The 12,461-nt window shown below is 69.8% G+C and carries 14 protein-coding genes; 9 read left to right on the top strand and 5 right to left on the bottom strand.

Annotation, left to right across the window (positions count from 1 at the left end; translation table 11 throughout):
• Positions 1–4 precede the first annotated feature (4 nt).
• Positions 5–1,033, top strand: coding sequence for an acetylxylan esterase (locus AC2CHG_RS05565; RefSeq protein ID WP_262015059.1), 1,029 nt, complete (start codon positions 5–7; stop codon positions 1,031–1,033).
• A 120-nt stretch (positions 1,034–1,153) separates the two neighbouring features.
• Complete coding sequence (locus AC2CHG_RS05560) at positions 1,154–1,684, top strand: hypothetical protein (RefSeq protein ID WP_484524285.1); 531 nt, start codon at positions 1,154–1,156, stop codon at positions 1,682–1,684.
• Positions 1,685–1,697: 13 nt separating this feature from the next.
• Here AC2CHG_RS05560 and AC2CHG_RS05555 read toward each other — a convergent pair whose 3' ends face one another.
• On the bottom strand, positions 1,698–2,054 hold the full coding sequence (locus AC2CHG_RS05555) for a nuclear transport factor 2 family protein (protein ID WP_262015057.1): 357 nt from the start codon (positions 2,052–2,054) through the stop codon (positions 1,698–1,700).
• Between the two features lie 108 nt (positions 2,055–2,162).
• On the opposite strand from AC2CHG_RS05555, the gene AC2CHG_RS05550 reads away from it, so the two are divergent.
• The gene (locus tag AC2CHG_RS05550; protein WP_262015056.1) at positions 2,163–3,203 is read left to right on the top strand and encodes a DUF4034 domain-containing protein; all 1,041 of its coding nucleotides are present in this window, start codon (positions 2,163–2,165) and stop codon (positions 3,201–3,203) included.
• A 147-nt stretch (positions 3,204–3,350) separates the two neighbouring features.
• Complete coding sequence (locus tag AC2CHG_RS05545) at positions 3,351–4,487, top strand: hypothetical protein (RefSeq protein WP_366623397.1); 1,137 nt, start codon at positions 3,351–3,353, stop codon at positions 4,485–4,487.
• A gap of 45 nt (positions 4,488–4,532) precedes the next feature.
• Here the strand turns inward: AC2CHG_RS05545 and AC2CHG_RS05540 are convergent, their stop codons facing one another.
• A complete protein-coding gene (locus tag AC2CHG_RS05540) occupies positions 4,533–5,081 on the bottom strand; it encodes a TetR/AcrR family transcriptional regulator (RefSeq protein ID WP_366623395.1) in 549 nt (182 codons plus the stop codon).
• 107 nt (positions 5,082–5,188) lie between these two features.
• On the opposite strand from AC2CHG_RS05540, the gene AC2CHG_RS05535 reads away from it, so the two are divergent.
• The 4 genes from AC2CHG_RS05535 to AC2CHG_RS05520 all read left to right on the top strand — a co-directional run bounded on the left by AC2CHG_RS05535 (position 5,189) and on the right by AC2CHG_RS05520 (position 7,876).
• On the top strand, positions 5,189–5,602 hold the full coding sequence (locus AC2CHG_RS05535) for a nuclear transport factor 2 family protein (RefSeq protein WP_262015053.1): 414 nt from the start codon (positions 5,189–5,191) through the stop codon (positions 5,600–5,602).
• On the top strand, positions 5,599–6,438 hold the full coding sequence (locus AC2CHG_RS05530) for a Rossmann-fold NAD(P)-binding domain-containing protein (RefSeq protein WP_366623393.1): 840 nt from the start codon (positions 5,599–5,601) through the stop codon (positions 6,436–6,438). The genes AC2CHG_RS05535 and AC2CHG_RS05530 overlap by 4 nt, the downstream gene beginning before the upstream one ends.
• A 206-nt stretch (positions 6,439–6,644) precedes the next feature.
• The gene (locus tag AC2CHG_RS05525) at positions 6,645–7,238 is read left to right on the top strand and encodes a hypothetical protein (RefSeq protein ID WP_484524284.1); all 594 of its coding nucleotides are present in this window, start codon (positions 6,645–6,647) and stop codon (positions 7,236–7,238) included.
• Between the two features lie 155 nt (positions 7,239–7,393).
• Entirely contained in the window at positions 7,394–7,876 is a 483-nt protein-coding gene (locus tag AC2CHG_RS05520; RefSeq protein WP_484524283.1) for an HAD domain-containing protein, read from the top strand.
• A gap of 91 nt (positions 7,877–7,967) precedes the next feature.
• Here AC2CHG_RS05520 and AC2CHG_RS05515 read toward each other — a convergent pair whose 3' ends face one another.
• Positions 7,968–8,222, bottom strand: a complete 255-nt coding sequence (locus AC2CHG_RS05515; RefSeq protein WP_208576425.1) for a hypothetical protein — start codon at positions 8,220–8,222, stop codon at positions 7,968–7,970.
• 356 nt (positions 8,223–8,578) lie between these two features.
• On the opposite strand from AC2CHG_RS05515, the gene AC2CHG_RS05510 reads away from it, so the two are divergent.
• Complete coding sequence (locus AC2CHG_RS05510; RefSeq protein WP_402813467.1) at positions 8,579–9,058, top strand: hypothetical protein; 480 nt, start codon at positions 8,579–8,581, stop codon at positions 9,056–9,058.
• Positions 9,059–9,072: 14 nt separating this feature from the next.
• Here the strand turns inward: AC2CHG_RS05510 and AC2CHG_RS05505 are convergent, their stop codons facing one another.
• Positions 9,073–11,934, bottom strand: a complete 2,862-nt coding sequence (locus tag AC2CHG_RS05505; protein ID WP_484524282.1) for a TIR domain-containing protein — start codon at positions 11,932–11,934, stop codon at positions 9,073–9,075.
• Positions 11,934–12,416 carry a hypothetical protein gene (locus tag AC2CHG_RS05500; protein WP_208576428.1) on the bottom strand — a complete coding sequence of 161 codons (483 nt, stop codon included), beginning with the start codon at positions 12,414–12,416 and terminating at the stop codon, positions 11,934–11,936. Before AC2CHG_RS05500 ends, AC2CHG_RS05505 begins: the two co-directional genes overlap by 1 nt.
• Positions 12,417–12,461 lie beyond the last annotated feature (45 nt).

Below are 12,461 nucleotides of genomic sequence, written 5' to 3'. Positions count from 1 at the left end.
ATTTATGGGTATCGTTATCAGCGTGTCAAGAGCGTCGATTGATATCTCCCTCGAGCAGCTCCGCCGCTACGCACCGGCCGTTGCCGAGCCCGCCGACTTCGACCGGTTCTGGCGGGCCACCCTCACCGCCGCCGCGGCCACCCCGGTGCTCGTCGACGTCCGTCCCGAACCCACCGACCTGCGGCTGGTCGACGTATGGGACGTGACGTTCGCCGGGTACGCAGGCGAGCCGGTCCGGGCCTGGTACACCCGGCCCGCGGGCGTACCGGCGCCGCTGCCGGCAGTGGTGGAGTACCCCGGCTACGGACGCGGCCGGGGCCTGCCGGGCGAGCGGCTCACCTGGCCGGTGGCCGGTTACGCCCACCTGCTGGTGGACAACCGGGGACAGGCCGGCCTCTACAGCCGCGGCGACACCCCGGACCCGCACGACGCGCCCGGCGGGCCCGGCCCCGCCACGCGGGGGATCCTGTCCCCGGACGACTACCACTACCGCCGCCTCATCACCGACGCGGTCCGCGCGATCGACGCCGTCCGCGTCCTGCCCGGGGTGGACCCGGCCCGCGTCGCCGCGGTGGGCAACAGCCAGGGCGGTGGGCTCGCACTCGCGGCGGCGGGCCTCGTCGACGACCTCGCCGCGCTTCTGGTCACCGCCCCGTTCCTGTGCGACATCCAGCGCGCCATCGAACTGACCGAGGCGTCCCCGTACGGCGAGATCGCCAGCTACCTGGCGGTGCACCGCGAGGCCGAGGAACCGGTCCGGCGCACGCTGTCGTACGTCGACGGCGTCACCTTCGCCCGGCGGGCCACCGCCCCGGCGCACTTCGGGATCGGCCTGCGGGACGAGGTCTGCCCACCGAGCACCGGTTTCGCCGCCTACAACCAGTACGCCGCCGCCAGCGGATCGATCGTGCCGCTACGGGAGATGCACACGTACCCGTTCAACGGCCACGAGGGCGGGGAGGCCGTCCACGTCCGGCGGCAGCTGCGCTGGCTCGACACGGTGCTCCGTACCGCCGGGACGACGGCCGGCTGACGACCTCACCGGATGCCCCCAGCGCAGCGCCTGGACCCGGGCCGGCGTCCCGGAGCAGGCGTCGTGACGCCCGCGCGGGCACCGTCCGGAGCGACTGTCGTCCGCCCCTAGACTGCGCCGATGGATGCTGAATTCGCGGCGAACGCCGCGGCCACCGCCGCGATCTTCGGAGTCTTCGGGATGGCCTGGTTCGGCTGGGCGCAGGAGGCGCCGCCCAAGGCGTGGCGTCCGTGGCTCGGCGTCGGCTCGGTGTTGTCCCTGGCCGCGGCGATCGCCGGCGGCGTCGTCACCGTACGCACCTGGGACGAGGGCAGCTCCGTGGACGACAGGACGGGGCCGGTCTTCGGTGTGATCGTCCTGATCGAGGTGGTCCTCTGCGCCGCCGGCGCGATCTGGCTCCGGCGGACCGGCCGCGCGTCCCTGGTTCCGGCCTGGATCGCCCTGATCGTCGGCCTGCACTTCTTCCCCCTGGCGCCGCTGCTGGGGTATCCGGCCCTCGCGATCTGGGCGGCGTTCGTCACCCTGGTCGCGGTCGTCAGCGTTGCCGTCGCCCGGCGGTACGACCTCACCCCCAGCGCCGTCGTCGGTGCCGGCACCGGCGTGACCCTCCTGATCGGAGCGGCGACCGCACTGGTGCACGCCGGAGCCTGAGCGGTCCGAGCGCTCACTGGACCGGGACGAAGGTGGCGGCCAGCACCCGCCAGTTGCCGTCCTCACGCACCCACAGCCGGGTGTAGCGCAACCGCGCGGACACGACGGCCCCGCCCTGGACCCCATCCACCGCAGCGACCGTGCGGGTCACCCCGGTCGCACCGTCGTCCTGGACGTCGAGCGACTCCTCCACCAGGTCGGTGATCCGCAGGGCGCCCGAGCGGTAGCTCTCCAGATCGTCCTCCTTGGTGAAGACCGTGCCGTCCGGTCCGGCACCCACGACCCGGGGGTGCAGAAGCGCGTCGAGGGACTCGACATCGGCGGCACGCTGAGCGGCTTGGAGCCGCCGTTCCGCAGCACGGAGATCCATCCACCGATCCTCTCCGGCGCCCCGGACCGCGACAAGCAGGTTAGCTCGCGGCAGAACGGCAACGCTGCGGCCCCCACCCCGGTTCGCTGACATCTACCATCCCTGATCATGATCTCGACCGTGTGGCGGATTCTCACCCGCCAGATCGACCCCAACCCGGCGCAGGACGACGCCGTGCTGCGCGAGGCGTGCACGCAGGCGCGGTACGGCTCCGACATCGGACCGGCCCGGAAGGCGCTGATCGCCACCCGCAACGACTACGACCGCCGGGCCCGGTACGTCGGTGTGCTCGCCGAATCGACAGCTCGTGGGCTGGGATCGCGGATCGACCGTACGACCGGCCGGGTCGACACCACGGAAGCGTGGACCGACCGCTGGGTGTCGCGCGCGCCCGCGGATCCGGACGCCCAGCTCGTCCGTGCCGGTTCGCTGATGGCACGGGCGTGGGAGGTGCGCGGCGGCGACTGGGCCTCCAACGTACGTCGGGAGCAGTGGGTCGAGTTCAGCCGCCTGCTGGACCTGGCCCGGCAGGTGAACGATCTCGCGATGCGGCTCGCACCGGACGACCCCACGCCGTGGGCGCACCGGCTGCGCCTCATGATCGACGAGAGTGCGCCACTGGAGGACGTCGAGGAGACGTGGCGTGAGCTGACCAAGCGGGATCCCTGGCATCACCAGGGCCACGTGCTCCGGCTGACCTACCACTGCCGGAAGTGGAGCGGCTCGCACGAGGCGATGTTCGACTTCGCCCGCTCGGTCGCCGCCACGGCGCCTACCGGCTCACCACTGCTCGTGCTGCCGGTTCGGGCCGCCGCGGAGTGGGCGCTGTGGGAGCAGGATCGCGAACCCCACGGCGGTACCGCCGACGAGATCGGCGAGCGGTGGCGACAGGATCCGGTCATGCAGGCGGATCTCGACAACGCGCTGAACCGGTGGTTCCACCAGCCGGCGACCCGGCACGCCCACTGGCTCGACGACGCGAACTTCCTGGCGTACGGGCTGGTGCGCACCGGCCGCGACGCGGAGGCCGCGCCGGTGTTCGCGTCGATCGGCCGGTACGTGACAGGCGTTCCGTGGGCCTGGTGGGGCGACGAGCGGCACGACGCCGTCTTCCTCCGAGCCCGTCGCCGCGCCCGCCGCGCCGCCTGACCACGGGCGACGCCGTCGCGGCCGCAGTCGACTCCCGATCGGAGAAGCCGTTCTTACCGCTCTCTTACGGGACCGCGCTCGGGCGCACGCGCAGCGTCGCGGAACGCGATGCTGAGGTCCGACCACCGATCGGGGAAGAGGGCCACCATGGGATCACTGGCACGGTACGGGCTGTCGGCAGCGACAGTCTCCACTCTGGCGGCGGGTGTGCTGCTCCCGCCGGTCGCACCGGTCGCGGCCGCCACGCCTTCGACGTGGACGGCGACGATCCCCGCGCTGATCCACGAGAGCCGGCTGACCGACGTGGTTGCCACCGGCCCGAACAACGCCTGGTCCGTCGGCTACCAGGCGTCGACATACACGGGGTACTCGATCGACCAGCCGTACGCCCTGCTGCGGTGGAACGGGCGGACGTGGACGGAACGGCGCCTGCCGCACCAGGCGTACCTGCTGTACAAGGTGGACGCGGCGGGCGCCCGGGACGTCTGGACGGTGGGCTCCCGGCGCCTCGGCGAGTCGTACGCCGGGCACTTCGACGGCGTGACCTGGACGGCGCACGCGCCGTGGCCCGCCCCGGCGGGGACCTCGGAGCTGCTGGACGTGGCCGCCACCGGCGGCGGACGGGCCGTGTTCGTCGGCCACGACGGCGGCCGGCCGCTGGTCGTCGAGGGCGGCACCGGTCAGTTCGGCCGGGTCGCGGTGCCGGGGACGGAGGGAGTCAACGGTGTCCTGCGGGCGGTCTCGCGAACTGCGGACGGTGGCGTGTTCGCCGCCGGGGAGCGGTACGTCGCCGACGCGCCCTACCCGGAGCCGATGATCGCGCAGCGCGTCGGCGGGTCGTGGCGGGTGGCGCCGCTGCCGTCGATCCCGAGCGCCCGGCTGACCGGCGTGTGGGCCCGCTCGTCGACCGACGCCTGGGCGGTCGGCACCCAGGACTACGACTCCGCCCCCAAGCCGGTCATCCTGCACTGGGACGGCCGGACGTGGCAGCGGGTGGCCGGGCCGGCGCCGGCCGGCTGGGTCTACGCGGTCGCCGGTGACGCGAACGGAAACGTCTGGATCAGCGGCACGAACCCGATCCCGCCGTACGTCGAGTACCCGGGCACGCTGCTGCTGCGCTACACCGGCGGGCGATGGAGCGTCGCGTACGGGCCGAAGGTCGAGGGCAACGATCCGAGCCTGGACGCCCTGGCGAACATCCCGGGGACCTCGTCGTTCTGGGGGAGCGGCACGGTGTCGACAGCCGGGCTCCGCCTCACCGCCGTGATCGAGCGGACCAGGTGAGGGTGGGGGCGTGAGCGCGGCACCGCTCACGCCCGCCGGGAAGAACTACCGCCCGGGGGCCAGCACCGAACGGGTCAGCGCCGCCAGCCCGGCATCCCAGCGCTCGTCGGGCCAGTCGCGGAGATGCTCGACGAGATCGCTGCGCACCGCAGCCAGCAGGGCGTGGGCGAGGAACTCCGCCGACTCGGGGCCCCGGGCCTCGGACACGATGGCGGTCAGCGTCACGTGCCACTCCTCGTACGACTCGTTGCGATAGGGGCTTCCGCTTCCCGCGTTCTCCAAGGCCAGCGTGAGGACCCGGTTGGCCCGCTTGAACCGGACCAGTCCCCGCAGCAGGTGCAGGGCCCGGTCCGCCGGCGGATCGCCGGGCAGGCTCGCCGCGAGTGACGCCTGGAGCTGTTCGCCGCGTGCGCCGTAGAGGGCTTGGATGAGGCCCAGCCGGTCGCCGAAGTGGCGGAACAGCGTGCCCTTGCCCACGCCGGCGGCAGCGGCGACGTCGTCCATGGAGATCCGGTCGGGGTCGTTCGCCGCCTCGAACAGCCGGTCGGCCGCGGCGAGCACCGCCTCCCGATTCCGCGCCGCGTCAGCACGCACTCCTGCCCCCTATCGCAAACGGACCGTCAGTCCGCTATGGTGAAGCGGACCGGCCGTCCGCTTATCGTAGATCACCGCGGGCGCCCCGCCGACAGGAAGGAACAGCAGTGCCGAGTACCGCCACCGATGTGTTCCACCAGGCCCTGGATCTTCTGCTCGTCAAGGACATGCCGGGCTTCATCGCCCTGTTCGCCGACGACGCCGTCATGGAGTTCCCCTTCGCGCCGCCCGGGCGGCCCAGCCGGGTGGCCGGCCGCGCCGAGCTGCACGACTACCTCATCGACTACCCGCGGACCCTGGACATCCGCGAGATCGCCGACGTCACCGTGCACCAGACCGCCGACCCGGAGGTGATCGTCGCCGAGTTCACCGCCACCGGCGTCGTCGTCGCCACCGGCGAGCCGTACCGGCTGCGCTACATCGCCGTCCTCACCATCAGGGCCGGGCGGATCGTGCGCTACCGCGACTACTGGAATCCCCTGGCCGTGCGGGAACTGTTCGGCGAGGGGGTACGGGCATGATCCTCGTCGTCGGAGGCACGGGAACGACGGGCCGACTCGTCGCCGCGAGACTCGCCGCCGCCGGCCGCCGGACCCGCGTCGCCAGCCGCCGGGCGTCCGCCGAGGGCGTCCGCTTCGACTGGTACGACCGCAGCACGCACGACACGGCGCTGGACGGTGTGACAGGGCTCTACCTGATCGCGCCCCTCGGCGACGCCGACCCGGCGCCGACCATGCTGCCGTTCCTGGACCTGGCCCGGCGCGCCCGGGTACGACGGGCCGTCCTGCTCAGCTCCTCGGCGATCGAGGCGGGCACCCCGGGACTGGGCGAGGTGCAGGCCCATCTCGGCGAGATGATCCCCGAGTGGGCGGTGTTGCGACCCTCCTGGTTCATGGAGAACTTCGTCGGCGAGCACCCGCACGCCGCGAGCGCCCGGGACCGGGGCGAGATCGTCAGCGCCACCGGCGACGCCCGCGTGGGCTTCGTCGATCCGGCCGACATCGCCGAGGTGGCGGTGCGTGCCCTCACCGACCCGGCGCCCCACGACACCGAGCACGTCATCACCGGTCCCGAGCGACTGAGCTACGCCGACGTCGCCGCCACGCTCACCGACCTCCTCGGCCGCCCGGTCCGGCACCGCGCGGTCGACGAGGACGCGCTCACCGCGTACCACGAGGCTCACGGCCTCGCGCCCGACTACGCCCGCTTCCTCGCGGGCCTGGACACGGCCGTCGCCGCGGGCTCGGAGGACCGGGTCACGACGACCGTCGCGGACGTGACCGGCCGGCCACCCCGGACGTTCCGGGACTTCTGCCGCGACCGGCTGGCCGGGGCATCTCGGGCCGTGGACGTCTGAGATCGGCCCCGGCCGCCGTCAGGCGGGGCTGGAGGGCTCGGTCCTGCTCGCCCGTTGCTCGCCGACATCGAGGCAGGCCGCGAACTCGCGCTCACCACTGACGTCGACGGCGCCTGACCGTCTCGTCGACGGGTCGCGCGCTGACGTGCAGCCGGACAGCTCGGCGTCGATCCGGTGTTGTCGGAGGCCGTGGCTATCCTTTCGCGGTGTCGTACGCCGATCTCACTTCCGCGCAGTGGAACGACCTCTCCGACAGCGCTGCCGGCCGGCTGGCGCAGGACATCGCCGGCCGGCACGAGCTGACAGTGGCCGGTGTGGAGAACAGGGCGTACGCGGGCCGGTCGCACCGCACGGTGCTGTTCGACCGCGGCGGGATGCGGTTCGCGCTCGTGCCCGGCGGCCGCCCGGCGCTCGGCTACGACGCGGCCCGGTTCCGTCCCGCCGCGCACCAGACCGCCGACTACGCCGACAGCGCCGCCGAGTTCGGCCTCCCGTCGCTGACCGAGTACGTCGACTCGATGGCCGGGCTGGCCGACCTCGGCCTGCGCACGACCACTCCGGACGAGTGGGAGTGGGCGTGTGGCGCCGGTGCGGCGACGCTGTTCCGCTGGGGCGACGACTGCCCCGGCGACGGCTACCCGTACGACCACAGGACCGGCCCGCACCGGCAGGAGAACCTCTGGGGTCTGGCGATCGGGCAGGATCCCTACCGGCACGAGGCGACGACCGAGCGCACCGTCGTGTGCGGTGGGGACGGCGGCGGTGCCACCTGCGGCGGCAGCGGCTTCTTCCTGGGCTGACTCACCCTGGCGACCACGTACCGCGACGAGGATTTCGGCCGGTGGGCCGCCTCCGACGACGGGTACGCCGACGAGATCCTGACCCGGCCCGTCATCGAGCTGGGCTGAGGCCCGGATGGACGCCAGGACCGGCGAACCCTTCCGCACGGTGGGCGATGACTGATCGTCCGCTGCTGTTCCTGGACGTCGACGGGACGCTCCTGCCCTTCGGCGGCTCCGCCGGGCCGCCGGCGGACGGCGTCAACCCGCTGCTGGCCGGTCTGGACGCCGGGCACGGCCACCGGCTCGCCGCGTTGCCGTGCGATCTCGTGTGGGCCACGACCTGGATGCACGACGCCAACGAGGTGCTCGCGCCACGGCTCGGCCTGCCTCCGCTGCCGGTCGTCGACTGGCCGGACGACGAGGACGACGGCGGTCGGCTGCACTGGAAGACGCGGCGGCTCGTCGAGTGGGCCGCCGGACGCCGGTTCGTGTGGCTGGACGACGAGATCACCGACGCCGACCGCAGGTGGGTGGCAGGGAACCACGGCGCGCCGGCGCTCCTGCACCGCGTCGATGCGCATCGAGGCCTCACCGACGCGGACCACCAGGCCGTCGCGCGATGGCTGCGGGAGCAGACCTGGAAGATCCTGGCTTGACGAGCCGATTGGCTCCGTGGCGTTGAACCTGCTGAGCGGCCGTCGAGAGCGAATCGAAATGTCAGCCGCGGAGCGTGACTAGCGGTCTACCTCAGAGGGCTTGTTGTATGACGGCTTCTACCTGCTGGGCCGTGACGTTCAGGCCGTACCGGCGCTTCATTGCACGACCGATGTCTTGCGGCGGCCTGCTTCGGTCTTCCTGATAGACCTCGAGGATCCGTTTTTGAATGTCTTCGGGGAGTTTTTCCGGAGGATCCAACCCTGCCCGTCTCGGGTCCAGCCGCGCCTCGTCATCGAACCAGAGCCGCCGGTACGGGTCGTCACCCCGTTCATCGTCGAAGACCATAGCCGCTCCCTAACGTCGGTCCATTCGACGCTAGGCGTGGTCTGCTGGCAGGTCCACGACATGAATGCGAGCGTAGACCTGACCGCCAAGCGGCCGGATCATGTCGTTCCCACAGCCGTTTCAGCGGATCACCGCCGCGTCGCCTAGGACGGACAGCGTGTTGTGAGACCCTGTTTCGGCGAGCGACCAATTGGGGTGGAAGGGGTTCTGACGACGACGTGGTCTGGATAGCCGTCGCGGATCCTCTACCGCTGTTCCGGGCAGGGGTATCGGCCACCCTGACTGCGGATGGCCACCAGGTAGAGGCGCCCACAGACCTCGTCGGCTGGGTCCGGGCTCGCGGCGGATGCATCGTCGTGATTACCTTGGCCGCTGGGTCGGACTGGCTGCTGCTCTCCGACATCGCCAGGATCGACGGTGATGCTTTCATCGTGGCGCTGCTACCAGAACAAGACAGCGCGCTGGGCTCGCAGGCGGTGCGGGCTGGCGCCCATTCGGTACTTCGACGGGATGCGTCGCCTGCCGGGCTGCAGCGGATAATCGAAGCCGCAGCAGATGGCTTGGCCCAGCTCCCGGTCAGCGTGGTTCGCGAGTTGCGGGTCGCTGCGGCGTTGACTAACCCTCCCCAGCGACCGACGCCGCGTCAGCTCTCGTGGCTACGCACGCTTGCGGCCGGTGGCACGGTTGCGCGGCTTTCTGAGTTGGAGGGTTACTCAGAACGTGCGATGTATCGCATGCTTCAGCGCCTCTACGCTCAAATTGGAGTCAAGACACGTACTGAGGCGTTAATCCGTGCCCAGACGTTCGGCTGGCTGACCACGGAGGGCCGCGAGTAGCCAGTGTCGCGTGGCTAGGCATCGAGAGCCTGTAGCGCTTGATCAAGCCTGCCCGGGGGGTGCGCACAGTCGGCGAGGCACGTGAGCAGGATCCGCAGGCGGGCGGTGAGTTGAGCCGGGATCCGTCGAGGTGCTGCCTGGTCGTTCTTGGACGCCGGGTGCGCGTAACGGCTCAGTGAGCGAACGGCGTGCTTGAGTGGTTCGTCGGCGCAGACGTGGCGACCGCAGAGTGCAAGGCCCAGGAATCCCTCGGCGGCGAAGTCGCGCGGGTCTTGTCTAGTCCGATCTGCGGCCTCCTCCCTTAGCAGACTGAAGTCCTCGCGTGCCGAGAACCTATCCCCTTCGCGTAGGGCGGTTAGGGCGCGTAGGGCAAGGACCAGCAGGTTACGCCCTCCCGGACGGTCCCGGGCCGCCAACAACGCCCATTGTCGGGCTTCCTTTAGGGCGCCGGCCTGTAGCGAGGCGAAGGCGAGTGTGGTTCGCGTGCGCTGGAGCAGGATCGGGTCACCAAGACGCCGGGCGATGATTTCCGCCTCGGTCGCGCGGGCTAATGCCGCCTCCACGTCCCCCTCGGTAAGTAGCTGGTCACCGAGTTCGTCTAGGTACGCCGCGCGTGCCCGGTCCCCGGTCTTTTCCTCCGCCACGGCCGCAAGATGCTCTTGGGCCCGCGGATCGCCCTCCATGGCGTACCAGCGTGCCAGGCGAAGGTTCAGCCGGAACCGCGTATCGTCGCCAGCGTGGGTCAAGGCTCGGTGTAAGTGGTCGAACGCTGCATCGAAGTCACCCCAGCGGCGGTGGCAGTTGGCGATTCCTTCCAGGGCCAGTACCTGTTCTGCTGGGTCAGGCCTCGTCTCCGCAACCGCCAGAGCCTGTTGGTACCGGGCGAGAGCATCCTTCGTCCGCCCGACACGCATTAGCGCCGCGCCGAGATTGACATTGGTTGCCCAGGTCAGTTCCTCAGACGGGATTGAGGCCGCCAGAGTTTTGGCCCGCAGCAGGACCATCAACGCCTCCCGGTACAGGCCGTTCTCAAGGTATATTTCTCCAACTGCTGTGTCGTTGACGAACTCCAGGAAATCCCGTGGGAGGCGGCCGCGAAGCCGCAGTCGTTGCTGGAGCAGCAGAGAGCTGCGATTCCACTGGACGAGATGCCGGTCGATCTCGTCAATGCGCTTGGCGGCGTCTTCGTACTCCCCAGCTGTGATCAGCGCGTTGATCGCGGCGATGGGATGATCGAATTCGTCAGCTCCGCCGGGGCGCTCCGGGCGCCGCCGCCAGAGCACATCGGCAGCCGTGGTCAGCAGGGTCCAGCGTCCCCGGCGCGGCGTGTCTCGAGTGTCGTCGTCTTCAAGCGGCATCCATCGCAGTACCCGTTGCCGGTCCGTCTCCTCGAGATAGAAAAGGCCCGCGGCGGTGCTGACGGCGTTGCGCGAGACCAACCAGCGGAGGATGTTGTTCAGCCGGCGTGTCTCTAGCGTGATCGTCGCGGCTTCAACGATCATGTGACCGATCGTTGCCTCGTCAACCGGCGTTCCCAATGCCGCCAGCGACTCCAGGACGATCCTCGCGTCACCGTCGAGAGCGGCGATGAACTCGTCGAAGACGTACTCCGCTGTACCGGACGGATCGATTGCCTCTAGTTCCGTGACGACTTCGTAGATGGTGTCGAAGCCGCGAGAGGCCCGGGCGTAGACGAACTCAGCGAGCCGGGGGCGCCCGTGCAATAGTCGGCAAGCGTCGGCGATGAGAGTATCCGGTGTCGTGGGAGGCACCAGGTCTGACCGGCGGTCGAGGTCCTGCAACAGTCGGCCGAAGCTTTCCGGATCGAGGCCGTTGTCGACGCGGACATGCCGGGCAGTGAGCAGCCAGTTGCTGCGGTCACGCGGCCGTGGCAGCTCGCGGGTAACCACTACGACTTTGAGGCGATGGCTATGCAGTCTGGAAATCCGCTCGAGCACCTCTTCGAGGTCGAGGTCGAGTAAGCCCGTGCCGCGTCGGTCGACGAGGTTTTCGAAGGAATCGATGACGAGAACGGCGTCCGTGTCGCGGGCCAGGTCGATGAGCTCGTCGATGTCTAGAGGTAGGTAAATGCCTTCGGAACCATCTCGCTCCCGAGCACGCGTCGGATTCGTGATGGCTGACTCCAAGATCATGGCGCCGAGCATCCTGCCGGGCCGAGCCACGTGGTAATGGATTGCCGGGCCATCTACGCTTTCGAGCTCTGCCAGTTCGCTCCGGACGATCGCGGACTTGCCGATTCCCTCAGGCCCCGATACGACGATGATGCCTGCGTTGTCGCTGGCAAGGAAGCCTCGTAGGTCCTGGCGCGGCCGTTCGTGGCCATGTATTCGGATCGGCCAGGGACCGCCGCGCACCTCACCGGCCTCCCCTCCCGGCCTTGCGGAGGCTCCTGACCGTCCGCGCAGCTTCCGGTCCTGAGCCCGGTGGAGACGGTAGGTCTTCAGCTGGTCCTGCACCTCAGGGCTCTGCCACTGCCGAACGCGGTCGTGCAGCGTGGCGAGGCCCAGTTCGCGGCCCTGACTGAAGTCAATGCTGCTGTATCGGTCGGTGTACTCGTACGGCGGCGTATCGGCCTCTATGTCGAGGACCGCGATCAACAATGCGTGGTGATCGGCGACTTCGACCTCGAAGCGGCAGTACGGCGAACTAAGACTGAAGCGTGACCGAACGAAGAGAAGGATGTCGCAGCCTCGGATGAGCACGGGCAGGCTCTCTCGCCACGGCGGTCCAAGTGCGAGGTTCTTGCGGTCGATGAGCGGATCAAGGACAGAATCCTTCTCCTTGAGCTTGTCATACAGCCAGGAGGCAAATCGTCGGTCGTCCGGTTCGTGCGCGTAGCTGATGAAGGCCTTCATCAGATGGCCGTCCCCGGGTTCATTGGGGCAAGCTTGTCCGCGTCGGGAATCCTGAGCTGGTGGCGTACGGCACGGTAGAAGGCGAATAAGCTTTCGAGCGTCCGGCTGCGATGCTGGGCGGCGTCTTCGGGCTTCGTGGACGCCGTCATCCGTAGGCCGTGGGTGGATGCCACGATGCGGCGGGCCGCCGCCTGCACATCGAACCCTCCAAGGATACGGACCTCCGCCATGTGTACCTGAAGCATGCGGTGCTCCGCTTCGAGGGCATCTTCGTTGTCGGCCGGCTCCTCGGCCAGATCGATAATGCGTCGCGTACACGCAGCGAACTCAGCACACGACCGCTGCAGATCCTGATCCCAGCGCGTGCGCAGAGCGGATGCGATCCGCATTCGTTCCAGCAACAGTGTCGGAAAGATGCCGATGACCGCGCCAGCAAGGACTGGGAGCAGTAGCAGCAGCAGTTGGGCCCAGGTGACACCCATGCTGACCTCCGCAACGAGGAACAACCGACGGTGCCGCTGTTGAAC

The organism is Micromonospora sp. ATLC20 (assembly GCF_057196585.1).
The sequence above is the reverse complement of the archived record's forward strand: the minus strand, read 5'-3'. Positions and strand labels throughout refer to the sequence as shown.

Excerpts from the sequence above, each read along its gene's own strand:
- AC2CHG_RS05500 (WP_208576428.1), bottom strand. The coding sequence starts at position 12,416 with ATGGGTGTCACCTGGGCCCAACTGCTGCTGCTACTGCTCCCAGTCCTT.
- AC2CHG_RS05545 (WP_366623397.1), top strand. The coding sequence starts at position 3,351 with ATGGGATCACTGGCACGGTACGGGCTGTCGGCAGCGACAGTCTCCACT.
- AC2CHG_RS05560 (WP_484524285.1), top strand. The coding sequence starts at position 1,154 with ATGGATGCTGAATTCGCGGCGAACGCCGCGGCCACCGCCGCGATCTTC.
- AC2CHG_RS05515 (WP_208576425.1), bottom strand. The coding sequence starts at position 8,222 with ATGGTCTTCGACGATGAACGGGGTGACGACCCGTACCGGCGGCTCTGG.
- AC2CHG_RS05550 (WP_262015056.1), top strand. The coding sequence starts at position 2,163 with ATGATCTCGACCGTGTGGCGGATTCTCACCCGCCAGATCGACCCCAAC.
- AC2CHG_RS05565 (WP_262015059.1), top strand. The coding sequence starts at position 5 with ATGGGTATCGTTATCAGCGTGTCAAGAGCGTCGATTGATATCTCCCTC.
- AC2CHG_RS05520 (WP_484524283.1), top strand. The coding sequence starts at position 7,394 with ATGACTGATCGTCCGCTGCTGTTCCTGGACGTCGACGGGACGCTCCTG.
- AC2CHG_RS05530 (WP_366623393.1), top strand. The coding sequence starts at position 5,599 with ATGATCCTCGTCGTCGGAGGCACGGGAACGACGGGCCGACTCGTCGCC.
- AC2CHG_RS05505 (WP_484524282.1), bottom strand. The coding sequence starts at position 11,934 with ATGAAGGCCTTCATCAGCTACGCGCACGAACCGGACGACCGACGATTT.
- AC2CHG_RS05555 (WP_262015057.1), bottom strand. The coding sequence starts at position 2,054 with ATGGATCTCCGTGCTGCGGAACGGCGGCTCCAAGCCGCTCAGCGTGCC.